This is a genomic window from Pseudomonas trivialis, assembly GCF_001439805.1.
GTDB lineage: Bacteria > Pseudomonadota > Gammaproteobacteria > Pseudomonadales > Pseudomonadaceae > Aquipseudomonas > Aquipseudomonas trivialis.
Map to the genome: position 1 here is coordinate 681538 of NZ_JYLK01000001.1, position 14117 is coordinate 695654.

General features: G+C 58.1%; 10 protein-coding genes, 1 tRNA gene and 1 pseudogene. 2 read left to right on the top strand and 10 right to left on the bottom strand.

Annotated features, from left to right (window positions below):
- Positions 1-118 precede the first annotated feature (118 nt).
- The 4 genes from TU79_RS03120 to TU79_RS03135 form a co-directional block, all read right to left on the bottom strand.
- Positions 119-565 (bottom strand): Lrp/AsnC family transcriptional regulator, encoded by a 447-nt coding sequence (locus tag TU79_RS03120; protein WP_057006657.1) that lies wholly within the window; start codon positions 563-565, stop codon positions 119-121.
- Between the two features lie 82 nt (positions 566-647).
- Positions 648-1367, bottom strand: a complete 720-nt coding sequence (locus TU79_RS03125) for a glutamine amidotransferase-related protein (protein WP_057006658.1) — start codon at positions 1365-1367, stop codon at positions 648-650.
- Positions 1364-2269, bottom strand: a complete 906-nt coding sequence (locus TU79_RS03130; protein ID WP_057006659.1) for a dihydrodipicolinate synthase family protein — start codon at positions 2267-2269, stop codon at positions 1364-1366. The genes TU79_RS03125 and TU79_RS03130 overlap by 4 nt, the downstream gene beginning before the upstream one ends.
- 41 nt (positions 2270-2310) lie before the next feature.
- Positions 2311-3093, bottom strand: a complete 783-nt coding sequence (locus TU79_RS03135; protein WP_057006660.1) for an aldolase — start codon at positions 3091-3093, stop codon at positions 2311-2313.
- Positions 3094-3226: 133 nt separating this feature from the next.
- Here TU79_RS03135 and TU79_RS03140 point away from each other — a divergent pair, with 133 nt between their 5' ends.
- Entirely contained in the window at positions 3227-3763 is a 537-nt protein-coding gene (locus TU79_RS03140) for a helix-turn-helix domain-containing protein (protein ID WP_057006661.1), read from the top strand.
- A gap of 218 nt (positions 3764-3981) precedes the next feature.
- Here TU79_RS03140 and TU79_RS26785 read toward each other — a convergent pair whose 3' ends face one another.
- Entirely contained in the window at positions 3982-4143 is a 162-nt protein-coding gene (locus TU79_RS26785) for a cupin domain-containing protein (RefSeq protein WP_331716182.1), read from the bottom strand.
- Positions 4144-4445: 302 nt separating this feature from the next.
- On the bottom strand, positions 4446-5339 hold the full coding sequence (locus TU79_RS25945) for a hypothetical protein (RefSeq protein WP_139136737.1): 894 nt from the start codon (positions 5337-5339) through the stop codon (positions 4446-4448).
- 149 nt (positions 5340-5488) lie between these two features.
- Here TU79_RS25945 and TU79_RS25000 point away from each other — a divergent pair.
- Positions 5489-5767: pseudogene (locus tag TU79_RS25000) on the top strand (tyrosine-type recombinase/integrase); the annotation flags it as partial.
- Between the two features lie 161 nt (positions 5768-5928).
- Here the strand turns inward: TU79_RS25000 and TU79_RS03150 are convergent.
- The 4 genes from TU79_RS03150 to dnaG all read right to left on the bottom strand — a co-directional run bounded on the left by TU79_RS03150 (position 5929) and on the right by dnaG (position 13788).
- Positions 5929-6005: transfer RNA gene (locus TU79_RS03150), tRNA-Ile, on the bottom strand.
- 15 nt (positions 6006-6020) lie between these two features.
- The gene (locus TU79_RS03155) at positions 6021-9764 is read right to left on the bottom strand and encodes an EAL domain-containing protein (protein WP_057006662.1); all 3744 of its coding nucleotides are present in this window, start codon (positions 9762-9764) and stop codon (positions 6021-6023) included.
- A gap of 135 nt (positions 9765-9899) precedes the next feature.
- The gene (gene rpoD / locus TU79_RS03160) at positions 9900-11750 is read right to left on the bottom strand and encodes an RNA polymerase sigma factor RpoD (RefSeq protein WP_057006663.1); all 1851 of its coding nucleotides are present in this window, start codon (positions 11748-11750) and stop codon (positions 9900-9902) included.
- A 67-nt stretch (positions 11751-11817) separates the two neighbouring features.
- Positions 11818-13788, bottom strand: a complete 1971-nt coding sequence (dnaG, locus tag TU79_RS03165; protein ID WP_057006723.1) for a DNA primase — start codon at positions 13786-13788, stop codon at positions 11818-11820.
- Positions 13789-14117 lie beyond the last annotated feature (329 nt).

The following is a 14117-nucleotide window of genomic DNA, read 5'->3' on the forward strand; positions in this document are numbered from 1 at the left end:
AGCGACCCGCTGAGTATAGGAAAAGATGGTAGCCAGTTTAGGGAGCGCAGAGGTCATTAATAAGACGCAATGTGTCGTCATATTGAGTTAGTTTTAGTCATTATGACGAGTAAAGCGATCAGATTGGTTGTGCGCGATCCAGTTTGTTGCTGAGGATGATCGACGTGGTGGTTTTTTCAACGCCGTCGACACCGCCGATCTGGTCGAGCAACTGGTCGAGTTGCTCGGGGGAATCGGTGCGCAGCCAGGCTACATAATCGAATTCGCCGCTCACTGCGCAGAGTTGCTGTACCTGGGCCATGGCGCTGAGTTTGCGCAGCACTTCCTTGCCGGAGCGCGGTTGCACGGTGATGCCAACATACGCCTGCAAACCCCCATCGGCGACGCGTTGACTGAGGCGCACGCCGTAACCGGTGATCACCTGGGTTTTCTCCAGCCGCGCAAGGCGGGAAGTGACCGTAGTGCGCGCGATGCCGAGCTGGCGGGCGAGCATGGCCACGCTTTCGCGGGCGTTGAGTTGCAGCGCGGCGATGAGTTGGCGGTCGATTTCGTCTAGGGTGGCCAAGGGGGCTCCGGGATGGGGGGCGGTTGGGGGCCATGTTACAGGCTTGGGCGGGCCAGTCAGCCGGAAGGCGCCCCGTTGATCGTTACCCGGCGTTGTAGTCGGCGACAAGTTTATCCAGGAATACCCAGAGCTTGTGGTTCATTTCATCATAATCGTTGGTCCGCAGCGCTGCAGCCTGCTGCACGAAGCGACGGTCTGCGAGCGTTATCAGTTCCGCCTGCGATGCGTGGATCAGCAACTCCACCACGTCCTTGGTGAGTTCCATATGACATTGAAAGCCATAAACCAGAGCGCTGTACTCAATGATCTGGCGCGGGCAGCCCTCGCTGTAAGCGATGATTTTGGCGTCTTGAGTGAGCCCTGGCATGTCATTGTGCCAATGGCCGACTTCCAGGGTTTCCCCAAAGTGCGAAAATTTCGGATTAGCCATACCCTCCTGGGTTAAGGAAATGGGGAATTTGCCTATTTCCTTCTCCGGGCTGTGATCGAAGCCGGCACCCAACGCTTCACCGATCAGCTGTGAACCCAGGCAAACCCCAACCACGGCCCGCCCTGCAATGATGGCTTTGCTGATGAGTTCGCATTCGGCCAACGCATTGAAGTGCGCGCATTGCTCGAGCGTCGTCGCCGGATCTTGCGGGCCTCCCAGCACCACCAAAAGATCGAACGCCTCTGCGCTCTCTGGAAGAACATCCTGTTGGTAGACGCGAGAATAGCTGGCCTGATAACCGCGAGCGGTCACCCAGCACTCAAATGCGCCCGGTGCTTCGAAGGCTTCATGCATCACGAAATGGACGTTCAAGGTGTTACCCCCGGCGTCGGTGCCAGCTCGTCGAGCCGTTGCTGGAGCAAGGTGCAACCGTCGGCATCGAGCGGTTGAAGTGGAAGACGCGGACCTCCGACGTCAAGCCCTTGCAGCTTCAGTCCGGCCTTGATGGTCGTCGGCAGGCCACGACGCGTGATGTATTCCAGCATGTCGTATTGGCGATAAAACAACGTCCGCGCCTGTTCCATCTGGCCATTCTGAACCGCGTCCCACAGAGCCAGATTCAGGTCGGGGATAAGGTTGGGCGCGGCGGTACACCACCCCGCTGCCCCCGCAATCAATGCCTCAAGTGCCAATGGATTACAGCCGTTATAGAAGGCCACCTTGCCATTTGTTGCCTTGAACAGACGGTGCATGCGCTGAATGTCGCCCGTACTTTCCTTGACCATGGTGACGTTCTTGACATCGTCGAGAATCCGCAGGATCAGGTCGACCGACAGGTCGGTACCGCTGGTGGCTGGGTTGTTGTACAGCATGATCGGGATGTTGATCGCGGCACCGACCGCCTTGAAGTGATCGACGATTTCCGTGTCGGTCAGCTTCCAGTACGAGGCCGCAAGCACCATTACCGCCGTGGCGCCGCAGGACTCGGCCAGTCGAGCACGCTGGACAGTGCGCGCAGTGGTCAGGTCCGACACGCTGACCACAGTTGGAACACGACCGGCCACCTGCTGTTGGCTGAATCGCACAACCGACTCCCATTCAGCGTCGCTCAGGTAGGCGCCTTCTCCGGTGCTTCCCAGTGGGGCGATGGCGTGCACGCCGGAGGCGATCAACTTGTCGATCGACCGCCCCAACGCAGGCAGATCCAATGAACCATCGACTGCAAATGGCGTGATGGTATAGCCGATAACGCCGCGAATTACGCGAGTGGACATGCAGGCACCTCTGTCGTTTCGATGAATGAGTGTGGGGCAGATCAGGCCAGGCAGTCGCCATGGGCACGCAGGGCGCGCCGCGAGTAGTAGCTGAAGGCAGCACCGTGACGTTTGGGGGTGCTGATCCAGGCGTGCGCCTCTTTGCCCAGGGCTTCGGGAATAGGGCGAATATCCCCCGCGCTCATGGCCAGCAATTGCATCCGGGCTGCTCGTTCGAATAGCAGCGCGAGCACGCACGCTTCTTCAATCGAGCCACCGGCGATCAGCAAACCATGATGAGAGAGCAGAATGGCACGCTTGTCGCCGATGGCCCTGGAGATCAGCTCGCCTTCTTCATTGCCCACGGGAATGCCCGGCCAGTCCTTGAGAAAGGCGCAGTCGTCGAACAGCGGGCAGATGTCCATATGGGACACCACGAGCGGCACTTCCAGCATTGACAGCGTGGCGCTGTGCAGAGGGTGGGTATGAATGATGCAATTCACATCCGGACGTGCGCGGTACAGCCAGCTGTGAAAGCGATTGGCGGGGTTCGCCATGCCCTCGCCCTTGAGGACCTTGAGGTCCTCATCGACCACCAGCAGATTCGATGCACAAATCTCGTCAAAGCCCAGGCCCAGGCGCTGCGTATAATACGTGCCCGGCGTTTCGGCACGGGCGGTGATCTGCCCGGCCAGGCCTGAGTCGTGGCCACCGTCAAAAAGAATGCGGCAGGTGAGTGCTAGCTTCTGTCTCGGCGTATATTCGTTATCGATCAGCGCCGTCATCATTTGCTTTTCAGCGAGAGCGACGAGTTGATCCTTGGGGGTCAGTAGGGTCGTGGTCACGGTCAATACCTGGTCGAAAACAGTTTGAATTGCCGGAAGCCGCCACCACGGCTATCCAGGACACATGGCAATCATAATGACACGTTGTGTCATATTCAAGTCGAATGACACACTTTTCAAGGAACGGTGTTGGATGGCGGTACAGCTCAGAATTTTGCGCAAGAAGATGGGGATAACCCTGGAGCAGTTGGCCGGGCAAACCGGCTTGACCAAAAGCTACCTGTCGAAGGTTGAACGGGGAGTGAGCTCGCCTTCCATCGCGGTAGCGCTGAAACTGGCCAAGGCACTGAATGCCCAGGCTGAAGAATTATTCAGCAGCGAAGCATTGCCGTCCGAAGGCTACAGCCTGGTGCGCCGCCAGCAGCGCGAGGCCAATGCTGGCGGCGTCCCTGTGGCACACGTGCCGTTGGCGCGCCATATCGGTGATCGGGCATTGCTGCCGTTTCTGGTCTATCCATCACGCTCGTTTGGCCATTCCGCCTTCAAGGAACACTTGGGGGAAGAGTTCATCTACGTTGTGCGTGGCCGAGTGGAAGTCGATTTCGGCAACGAACGGCAAACCCTGGATGAGGGCGATGCCCTTCATTTCAATGCGCAAAAATCCCATCGCTTGCGAACAGTGTCTGACGAGCAGGCGGAATTGCTAGTCGTGGTGCATAGCTCGGAGTAGAGGCGAAATACGTTTGCGAATGTTGAGCTGCTTCCCTGCGCCGTGAGGTAACGGGGTTTATATACCTTCGCTGCGGCGGGGTCGTTCGGCACTAACGAGTCCGGTGCGCCAGGCTTGAGCACCACGCAGCCACGCCTGGTCATCAATCAGATACCAGCGATGCCCGAGCCGGTATTGTCTTTGGTCACCATCACTTCATCGGGATGCAACGTAAACCTTTAGCCACTCCGGGTGGCAAATGCCAGCGTGCCCGAGAGCGAAATGACGTACTGCGGCTCCGGCTCTTTGTGCCAGCCGTAAGAGGTATGCGCTGCAGTTTGTTTGAAGTGAATGGAGGTAACGTCGGTGCGCATGGTTTGGTCGATGCTGCCTTCCAGCACGTGTGACGCGTTGTCTGCAACGGTACAGCGCTTGAGGCTTTGATCGTGGCCGTGGTGGGCGGTGCGGCGTACGCGCAGTTGAGGGTTGCGAGGGCGCTGCTGAGGGTGCGGATGGAGGCGCAGAGGACAATTAACATTTTTATTGCGCAACACATGGCGGCGGCATACGCACCGCATCCAGAGCCAGGCCGAAGACTGGCATCGAACTGTAATGCCGGGCCCAATACCCTATGGGTGATCCAATATTACTCAAGTAGTTGTTGCTTGAGCCGCTGGCCCGGCAGTCTAAATATAATACCTGTCTATTTCGGATAGTATCGATAGTAAGATTCCACTGCGTCCTTCCACAGGCATTTGAAAATGGATGTGTTTTCAGAGACGAAGTCTAAGTACGCTTGTCGGTTTTCAGGAGGGCGCCCAGTATATATTTTTTTTACTGCCAAACTATCTAATTCGACGCTCCAGCGATTCCCGTTGTGGTCGAATTCAACATTGGGTACTTCATCCGGGCTGGCGCAGAAGCAACTTGCCATAGGTATTTCGAACGGTTTTGGGTTTCCCCAGAGACTATTTAGCTTGCTTGTCAATTCCGCAGGCGCTGGATGTATGCCCGATGCCAATAGCTCTGGACGTCCATGCCGCTCAAAGTCAAAAGGCGTGTATACCCCGTCAGCCAACCCCTCGACAGCTGAAATGCATGCCGGCTCTATAGGTCCCACGTGGACATACCAAGTGCTTTCCTTCGTTTTCAGGCCTTGCGCCATTTTAAGAATTTCTGTTCTAGACAGATCTATCAATTCTGGAAATAGCCCGCGCGCGCCTAACGACTTACCGAATGAAGGCGATTCATCCAGGTATTTGCTAAACTCCAAAAAAGGTATCAGTCCACCCGCTTGGGGTTTCTTTTTATTAAATTTTCTAAGTTGATCAGTGTCAATTATTATTTTTATCGCTCTCTTATTATGACTGCTATTGTTTTTAGGTTTTTCACCACTTTTCAACATTGCTTCCAGTTGAGCTTTGCTAAAGTCGGAGCCATCAGGTATGCCGTGACCATTTGCGTTGCCGCTGCTCGTAAGCCATATGACCACCGAATCCAAACGGCCGCCATACTCTGTATGATAATTCCCTATGATGAAACCTCTTATAAATATACTTCTCGCAAGCGTGAATGATGTGTAGTGATTAAGCTTCATTCTGGCTCCTTATATTATGTAACTGTCGTGCCGTATGTTTCCTGCCGTAACTTCAACATCCCGGTAGAAATGCCGTGTAGGTGGATGTTATCTCTACTGGTTCCTGTAATCACTTATCGCGATCATAACGTACCGCAACCCCTCGAGTAATGACCTATCCTGCACAAAGTGGAAGACGAAATTCAACAGGGGTCAATAGTGGCATCTCTGACGCCGTCTACAAACGCTTGAAGAAGGCTCTACCGTTCAAACCCTCCTACGATGCCTTTCGGCGTGCCATTGATACGGTCGGACTCGATCTGCCGCCTGGACAGTTGACGCATGTGCTACGTCATACCTTCGCCAGCCATTACATGATGAAAGGCGGGGACATCCCCACACTGCAAAAAGTGTCGGGTCACTCGACATTGGCGATGACTCAAAAGTGCGCGCACTTCAGTCCTGCGCACATGGCTGACGTCGTAAATCTCAACCCGCTGGCAAATCGAACTGGACACTTTTTGGACACTTTGGCAATTTCAGCGAAAATTCACGCTAAAAATCCAGAGGCCAAAAACGACGAAAGCCGCGCAATGCGCGGCTTTCAAGGTGGTGGGCCCAGTAGGACTCGAACCTACGACCAAGGGATTATGAGTCCCCTGCTCTAACCAACTGAGCTATAGGCCCTCAGTAGGTCGCGGATTATAACGACGGTTTCTTCACTGTGCCATCCGTAAAATTCTCAATCTTCGTACGAAGAAACGCTTCGGCAAAAAGCTCCGGCGGTAATGGCAGGCTCACGATGTAGCCCTGCATCTGTTCACACCCTTCTGCCGCCAGGAAATCCTGCTGCGCTGCATTCTCCACACCCTCGGCGATGATGGTGAATTGCATGCTGTGGCCCAGGGCGATGATGGCGCGGACGATGGCGGCGTCGTGGGGGTCGTCGGGGAGGCCGCGGACGAAGGACTGGTCGATTTTCAGGAAGTCCAGCGGCAGGCGCTTGAGGTAGCTGAGGGAGGAGTAGCCTGTGCCGAAGTCGTCGATTGCCAGTTGCACGCCGAGGTGTTTGAGCTGATGCAGCACGCCCAGGGCTTCTTCGGTCTGGCTCATGATGAAGTTTTCGGTGATCTCCAGTTGCAGGCAGTCCGGCTTGAGGTGGTAGTCGTGCAGCAGTTGTTCGATACGCGCCAGCAGGTTGGGGCTGCGCAGTTGTGCGCCGGCGAGGTTAACTGACAGCGGGCCGAATGTGTCGAAGGTGCCCTGCCAGGCGTGCAGTTGCTGGCAGGCTTGCTCCAGCACCCAGTCGCCGATCTGCAGGATGGTGCCGTTTTCTTCGGCCAGGGCGATGAAGTGTTCGGGCGGCACGTCGCCAAAGGTGGGGTGGTGCCAGCGGATCAGGGCTTCGGCGCCGATCAGCTGCTGGCTCGCCAGGCTCAGCTTGGGTTGGTAATACAGGCTCAGTTCGTCACGTTCGATGGCGCGGCGCAGTTCGTGTTCCAGTGCCACGCGTTCGCTGGCCTGGGTGGTCAGGTCGCTGGTGTAGCTTTCGACCCGGTTGCGGCCTTTTGCTTTGGAGCGGTACATGGCGGCGTCGGCATTCTTGACCAGGGTGGCGACGTCGGTGCCGTCCTCGGGGTACAGGCTGGTGCCGATGCTGGCGCTGATGAAGAATTCATGTTCGCCCGCCTGGAACGGCTGGGTGAAGCAAGCGAGCAGCTTGTTGGCCAGATAGTCGGCGTCGCTGGCGTTTTGCAGGCCGGGCAGCAGGATGATGAATTCATCGCCGCCCAGGCGTGCCACTGTGTCGATGTCGCGCAATTGTTCTTTGAGGCGCACGGCGATGCCTTTGAGCAGCAGGTCGCCGATAGGGTGGCCGAGGCTGTCGTTGATGTGTTTGAAACGGTCCAGGTCGAGGAATAGAACAGCGCCTTGCTGGCCGGTTTCCTGATGGCCGTTGAGAGCGGCCTGCAGACGGCTTTCAAACAGGGTGCGGTTGGGCAGGCCGGTGAGCGGATCGTGGTGCGCCTGGTAATCGAGGCGGGCCTGGGCAAGTTTGAGGCTGGAGATATCGGCGAACACGGCAACGAAATGGGTGATCACGTCGTCGCGATTACGCACGGCGTTGATGGTTAGCCAACTGGGGTACACCTCGCCATCCTTGCGACGGTTGGCGATCTCACCCTGCCAATGCCCGTGGGCGGCCAACTGGTGCCACATCGCAGCGAAAAATGCGCTGTCGTGTTGGCCAGAGGCGAGCAGGCGCGGGGTTTGGCCGAGGGCTTCGGCCTCACTGTAGCCGGTGATTTCGCTGAAGGCGCGGTTGACTGCGCTGATGTTCTGCGAGGTGTCGGTGATCAGCACGCCTTCGGCGGTGCTCTCGAACACGGTCGCGGCCTGTTGCAGTTTCTCCTGCATCAGTTGGCGTTCGGTGATGTCGCGGGCGATGGTCAGTATGCAGGCGTCATCACCGATGGGCAGGGGTCGGCTGGACACTTCGCAGAGCCGGATCTCTCCGTCGCTGCGCCGTATGTGGCAAATGAAGTCACGCACGAAGCCATCGCGTCGTATCAGCTCCAGCATGTGTTTACGTTCATTGAGGTCGACCCAGATGCCCAGCTCCATGGCTGAGTGTTCCAGAGACGTGGCGGAAGTGTAGCCGGTGAGACGGCTGAAGCCTTCGTTGACCTCAATCAACAGGCCGTCTCGCTGGCGACTCAGCAACAGGCCGTCGGGCGAGGCATGGAAGGCCTTGGCGAACTTCTCTTCGGAGGTCTGCAGTTGTTGCTGGGTTTCCTTGAGTTGGGTGATATCGCGCACCACGACGACGATGGCTTCGGTGGTATCGAGCAGGAACGGTTCGGCGGAAATCAGCCCGATAAAAGCCTGGCCATTGTTGCGCCGAAAGGGCAGCTCGAGGTTGCGGATACTGGTGGTCTGGACGCGTTGCAGCAACTCCGATCCGATGCCTGGAATGCCCCAGATGTCCAGCTCTGTGCCGGCCTTGCCGAGCACTTGCTCGGCATTCAGGCCGATCTGGTCTTCGAAGGCTTTGTTCACCTCCAGCAGGCAGCCGTCGGAAAGGCGCGCGATCACCAGGATGTCCGGGCATTGCTGGAACACCGAGGCGAATTTCTGTTCGGAACGCTGCAGGGCTTCTTCCGTGCGCTTGGCTTCGCTGATATCGATCATCAACCCGCGCAGCACGGGTTCGTGCCCGTGTTCGATCAGGCTCACGATGTCACGCACCCACAGGCAACGGCCGTCAGCGGTGATAACCCGGTAATCAATGCTGTGGTCACGGTTGGCGCGCGTTTCACGGTTGCAATAGGCTTCGGCGCGGATCAGGTCGGCGGGGTGGATGATGTTGCGCCAGAACCCCGGGATCAGCCAATGGGCGCGGGGGTAGCCGAGCAAGTCTTCAGCGTGGGGCGACACGTAGCTGTAGGTGAAGTCGGTAATACTGGCTTCCCAGGCGATGGCGGACAGGCTCTCCACCAGGCCGCGGTAGTGGTATTCGCTGCTGCGCAGTTCCTGTTCGAGGGCGACGCGGCGGGAAATTTCCGAGCTGAGCCGGCGATTGATCTGAATTACGATGGCCAATACGGTGATCAACACCAGCACGGCGGGCAAGCCATAGGTCAACAGGTCTTTCCAGAAGGTACGGTGATCGTTGATGCCGCCTACCCAGCGTTCCTGGATGGCTTCTGTTTCGCCTGGGGTGAGGTCGGCGAGCACCTTATCGAGGATGCCTACCAGGATTTTGTGGTCGCGCGGCACACCCATCGCCAGTTGATAGCGGTAGGGCGTTTCGCCACTGACGTACAGGCCTTCGAGCTTGAGTTGGCGCAGGCTCCAGACGCTGGAAGCCAGATCGCCGACTACCGCATCCACCTCGTCCGTGGCCAGTGCTTGCAAGGTCGAGCTGACATTGGGCATGGCCACCAGATTGAGGTCGGGATGCTGGGTGCGCAGCAGCTCATGGGGTGCGTAGTTTTCTACCACGGCGATCTTCAGCCCGTACAGGTCCTGAAGATTACGCGGCTTGGCGCCGCCCTCGTGGGCCAGGATGACGATGGGGAAGTCGAGGTAGGGCCGCGTGAACGCGATGAAGCTCTGACGCTCGGGGGTGGACATGACGCTGGGCAGCAGGTCGAGCTGACTGTCTTTCGTCTGCTCAAGCACCGCCCCCCAGCCTCCGGGCTCGATCAATTCGACCCTGACGCCCAGGCGATCCTGAACCAGGCGGACATAATCAGCCGCCAGGCCTTGGTAGCGGCCATTTTCATCACGGTATTCAAACGGTGGCCATGAAGGGTCCACACCGAGTTTCAGCTCCTGATGGTCCGACAGCCAGCCACGCTCTTCATCAGTAAGCGTCAACGCGCCAGCCGTTGCGGTCCAGGTCAGCAGCGACAGCAGTATCACGGTCGGCAATCTGGGCATAACGGTCTCGTTATGGCACGGGGAATGTTCCGAGTGTAGACGGGCAATGCGGGGGGAGGGAGGTGGGAGGCGGTTAATCTGTAGAAAGAAATGTACAGAAAGCAAAACCCCCGGCCTGGGCCGGGGGTTCTGGTATCACTCGTCGAGGAAGGAGCGCAGGTGCTCGCTTCTCGTCGGGTGGCGCAACTTGCGCAGCGCCTTGGCTTCGATCTGACGGATCCGCTCGCGGGTCACGTCAAACTGCTTACCGACTTCCTCAAGGGTGTGGTCGGTATTCATGTCGATGCCGAAACGCATGCGCAGTACCTTGGCTTCACGGGCAGTGAGGCCGGAGAGTACGTCGCGAGTCGCTTCCTTAAGGCTCTCAACGGTGGCGACATCGATTGGCGACTGCATGGTCGAGTCTTCGATGAAGTCACCCAGATGGGAGTCTTCGTCATCACCAATCGGGGTTTCCATGGAGATCGGCTCTTTGGCGATCTTCAATACCTTGCGGATTTTATCCTCTGGCATTTCCATGCGTTCGCCCAGCTCTTCCGGGGTCGGTTCGCGACCCATCTCCTGCAACATCTGCCGGGAAATGCGGTTGAGCTTGTTGATCGTCTCGATCATGTGCACCGGAATACGGATGGTGCGTGCCTGGTCGGCGATCGAGCGAGTGATCGCCTGACGGATCCACCAGGTGGCATAGGTCGAGAACTTGTAACCGCGACGGTATTCGAACTTGTCCACAGCCTTCATCAAGCCGATGTTGCCTTCCTGGATCAGATCGAGGAATTGCAGACCGCGGTTGGTGTACTTCTTGGCGATGGAGATCACCAGACGCAAGTTGGCTTCAACCATTTCTTTCTTCGCGCGGCGGGCCTTGGCCTCACCGATCGACATGCGACGGTTGATGTCCTTGATCTCGGCAATCGTCAGACCGGTCTCGGTCTCAAGCGCGGTCAGCTTCTGCTGGCAACGGATGATATCGGGCTGCAGGCGACCAATGGCTTCGGCGTATTTCGCCTTGCCCTTGGCCAGCGCATCGGTCCAGCTCTCGTCAACTTCGTTGCCCGGGAACTGGCGCAGGAAGTCGGTGCGCGGCATGCGTGCATCACGCACACACAGCTGCATGATTGCGCGCTCTTGTGCACGCAGACGCTCAAGGGCGCTGCGAACGCGCTCAACCAGGCCTTCGAATTGCTTGGGTACCAGCTTGATCGGCATGAACAGCTCAGCCAGGGCCAACAGCTCGGCAATTGCCTGCTTGTTGGAACGACCATGCTTCTTCAAGGCCTTGCGGGTGATTTCCATTTGATCGGAAACCGCACCGAAACGCTGGGCCGCGATGACCGGATCCGGGCCGCTTTCGACTTCGTCTTCGTCGTCGCTGCTGCCTTCAGTCTCTTCGTCGTCGGTCTCGTCGTCCGCTTTAGGGGCTTTCGGATCGACCGGCGGCGGTACTTCGGCGGCAGGCGGCGCAATGCCGTCGTCCGGGTCGATATAACCGCTCAGAACGTCGGACAGGCGGCCACCTTCGGTGGTGACGCGAGTGTACTCGGAGAGAATGTGGTCAACCGTGCCAGGGAAGTGCGCGATTGCGCCCATCACTTCACGGATACCCTCTTCAATGCGCTTGGCGATTTCGATTTCGCCTTCACGCGTCAGCAACTCGACGGTGCCCATTTCACGCATATACATGCGCACAGGGTCAGTCGTGCGACCGATGTCGGTCTCCACCGCAGCCAGCGCGGCAGCGGCTTCTTCAGCGGCTGCCTCGTCGGTATCGGCGTCGGCCAACATAAGGGCGTCCGCATCCGGAGCACTCTCGTGTACGGGGATCCCCATGTCATTGATCATGCGGATGATGTCTTCCACCTGCTCGGGATCTGAAATATCCTCAGGCAGGTGGTCGTTGACCTCTGCGTAAGTCAGATACTTCTGCTCACGACCAAGGGTGATCAACTCTTTGATACGAGACTGCTGTTGCGCTTTTCCGGACATAACACCCTATCCACTGAAGGTCTTGGCGGGCAAAAAACAAGCCGAGGATTATACCCGAGCTATGACCTCACACGCCAGCTGAGGTCGGGTTTGATGCTGAAACATTCTGTTTTAATAGGTCGCGCATCTGTTTTGCTATCTGAATTTGCTCTTCAGCCGACAATCCTGGCTGCCTTGCTCTCTTGATGAGCTCATCGAGGGTCTGCGTGTGCTGACCCGCGGATAACCTAGTAATGGTGTCTAAAAACTGTTGTTCAAGGTTATCGCCGTCAATTAGCCACTCCTTTTCTGCGAGTGCTTTCAACAAACGGCCTTGTTCGGTGCCATGCCAACGAGCCATCAACTGGATGGAGTTTAGCTTAGGATTTTTCTGCACGGCTTCGATCAGGGCAATCAGTACCTGAGCGTAGGTGTTGCTCTCATTGGCAAAATGCTCGGCACTTTCGACCCTGCCCGCCAGTTCCGGGTGGTGGATGAGCGTGCGCAGGGCAATCAGTGTGGGGGCTTCGACGGCGACCGGTGTGCGCGGGGCATAAGCCTCGTCACGATCACCGCGCTTGAAATTCTTGCTCCAGGGTTTCTTTTCCCATTTCTTGCCGCCGGCGCCGGGCTTTTTTGGCGTCCAGTCCTGCTGCGGCGCATAGGCGTCCTGCGGCTGGTGAAAGTCGGCGTAGTCCGGCATGGCATCGTAGTCCATGCCCGGATCATAGGCCGGTGGTGCGTTCTGCGGCGCGCTGTGCACCAGCTGGCTGACGGCCTCGCCACTCAACCCGGTAATTTCCAGCAGACGCTGGCGCATCAGGGTGCGCAGGTTGGCGCCGGGCACCTTGTCGATCAGTGGTGCGGCGAGGGTGGCCATGTGGGCCTTGCCCTCAAGGGAGCGCGGGTCGGCTTCCTCGGTCAGTTGCTGGAAGAAATAATCCGCCAGCGGCTGTGCATGCTGGTTGATGCGCGCACGAAATGCGTCAGTGCCTTCGGCGCGTACCAGGGTGTCCGGGTCTTCGCCTTCGGGCAGGAACAGGAAGCGCGCGCGGCGCCCGTCCTGCAGGCTCGATAACGTGGCTTCGAGGGCGCGCCAGGCGGCGTTGCGGCCGGCCTGGTCACCATCGAAACAGAACAGCACACTGGGTACCACGCGAAACAGGCGTTTGAGGTGCTCTTCGCTGGTGGCGGTGCCGAGGGTCGCCACGGCGTTGCGCAAACCTTGCTGGGCCAGGGCGATCACGTCCATATAGCCTTCAACCACGATGATCTCATCAAGGTTGCGATTGTTCTTGCGCGCTTCATACAGGCCATAGAGTTCCTGGCCCTTGTGGAACACTGCGGTTTCCGGTGAGTTCAGGTACTTGGGTTTGTCGTCGCCCAGCACGCGCCCACCAAAGGCAATGATGCGGCCACGGCTGTCGCGAATGGGGAACATCACGCGGTCGCGGAAGCGGTCGTAGCGCTTGCCGGTCTCGGCGTTTTCCACCAGCAGGCCGGCATCGATCATGGCTTTTTGCTGGAGCGTGTCGCTGCTCAGGTGCTTGTACAGGTTGTCCCAGCCGGGCGGCGCGAAACCCAGGCCAAAGTCACGGGCGATTTCGCCGGTGAGGCCGCGGCCCTTGAGGTAGTCCACGGCCGCCTTGCGCTGCGGATGGCTCTTGAGCGCCTGACGATAAAAGTCGGCGGCAGCGGTCAGCAGCGGGTACAGCGGCGAATCGGTGGGCTGACGCGGTTTGTGCGGGCGGCCACTCTCTTCGCGGGGGACTTCCATGCCGGCCGCTTTGGCCAGGTCCTCGATTGCCTGGGGGAAGTCCAGGTTGTCGTGGTCCATGAGGAAGCCGAGGGCGTTGCCGCCTGCGCCGCAGCCGAAGCAATAGTAGAACTGCTTGTCGGGGCTGACGCTGAACGACGGGGTCTTTTCCTTGTGGAACGGGCAGCAGGCGGTGTAGTTTTTGCCGGCTTTTTTCAATTGCACGCGTGAGCTGACAACATCGACGATGTCGGTGCGGTTCAGAAGGTCGTCAATAAAGCTCTGGGGAATCAGCCCGGCCATGGCGTTCTCGTCATCACTGCGTGTCAATCGGGGTCCATGAAGTGCTCAAGCGCAGCTATCGAGTGCTCGACCAGCTTGCGTCTGCATGGATTGTCAGGAAGTGTATCTGCCGAACATTCTCTGACGTTAGGTTTCTATCAGGAGTCGGCATGGAAATGTTGCCCCGGTATCCGGTCTCGGCCTGTGGGCGGCCTCGGAACTCGTCAATGGGCACAGCCGACACGGTTGATCGCCTGTTTGAAGAATAAGTGTGCTCGTCAGTAGCCTTGTTAGGCTCGTCAGAAGAGACGCGCACCGCTGGCAAAAGAGCCAGTCCTGACGTGTGAAGC

Bases quoted from the DNA above. Each gene is read 5' to 3' on its own strand.
- TU79_RS03130 (WP_057006659.1), bottom strand. From the start codon at position 2,269: ATGTCCACTCGCGTAATTCGCGGCGTTATCGGCTATACCATCACGCCA.
- TU79_RS03140 (WP_057006661.1), top strand. From the start codon at position 3,227: ATGGCGGTACAGCTCAGAATTTTGCGCAAGAAGATGGGGATAACCCTG.
- TU79_RS25945 (WP_139136737.1), bottom strand. From the start codon at position 5,339: ATGAAGCTTAATCACTACACATCATTCACGCTTGCGAGAAGTATATTT.
- TU79_RS03155 (WP_057006662.1), bottom strand. From the start codon at position 9,764: ATGCCCAGATTGCCGACCGTGATACTGCTGTCGCTGCTGACCTGGACC.
- rpoD (WP_057006663.1), bottom strand. From the start codon at position 11,750: ATGTCCGGAAAAGCGCAACAGCAGTCTCGTATCAAAGAGTTGATCACC.
- dnaG (WP_057006723.1), bottom strand. From the start codon at position 13,788: ATGGCCGGGCTGATTCCCCAGAGCTTTATTGACGACCTTCTGAACCGC.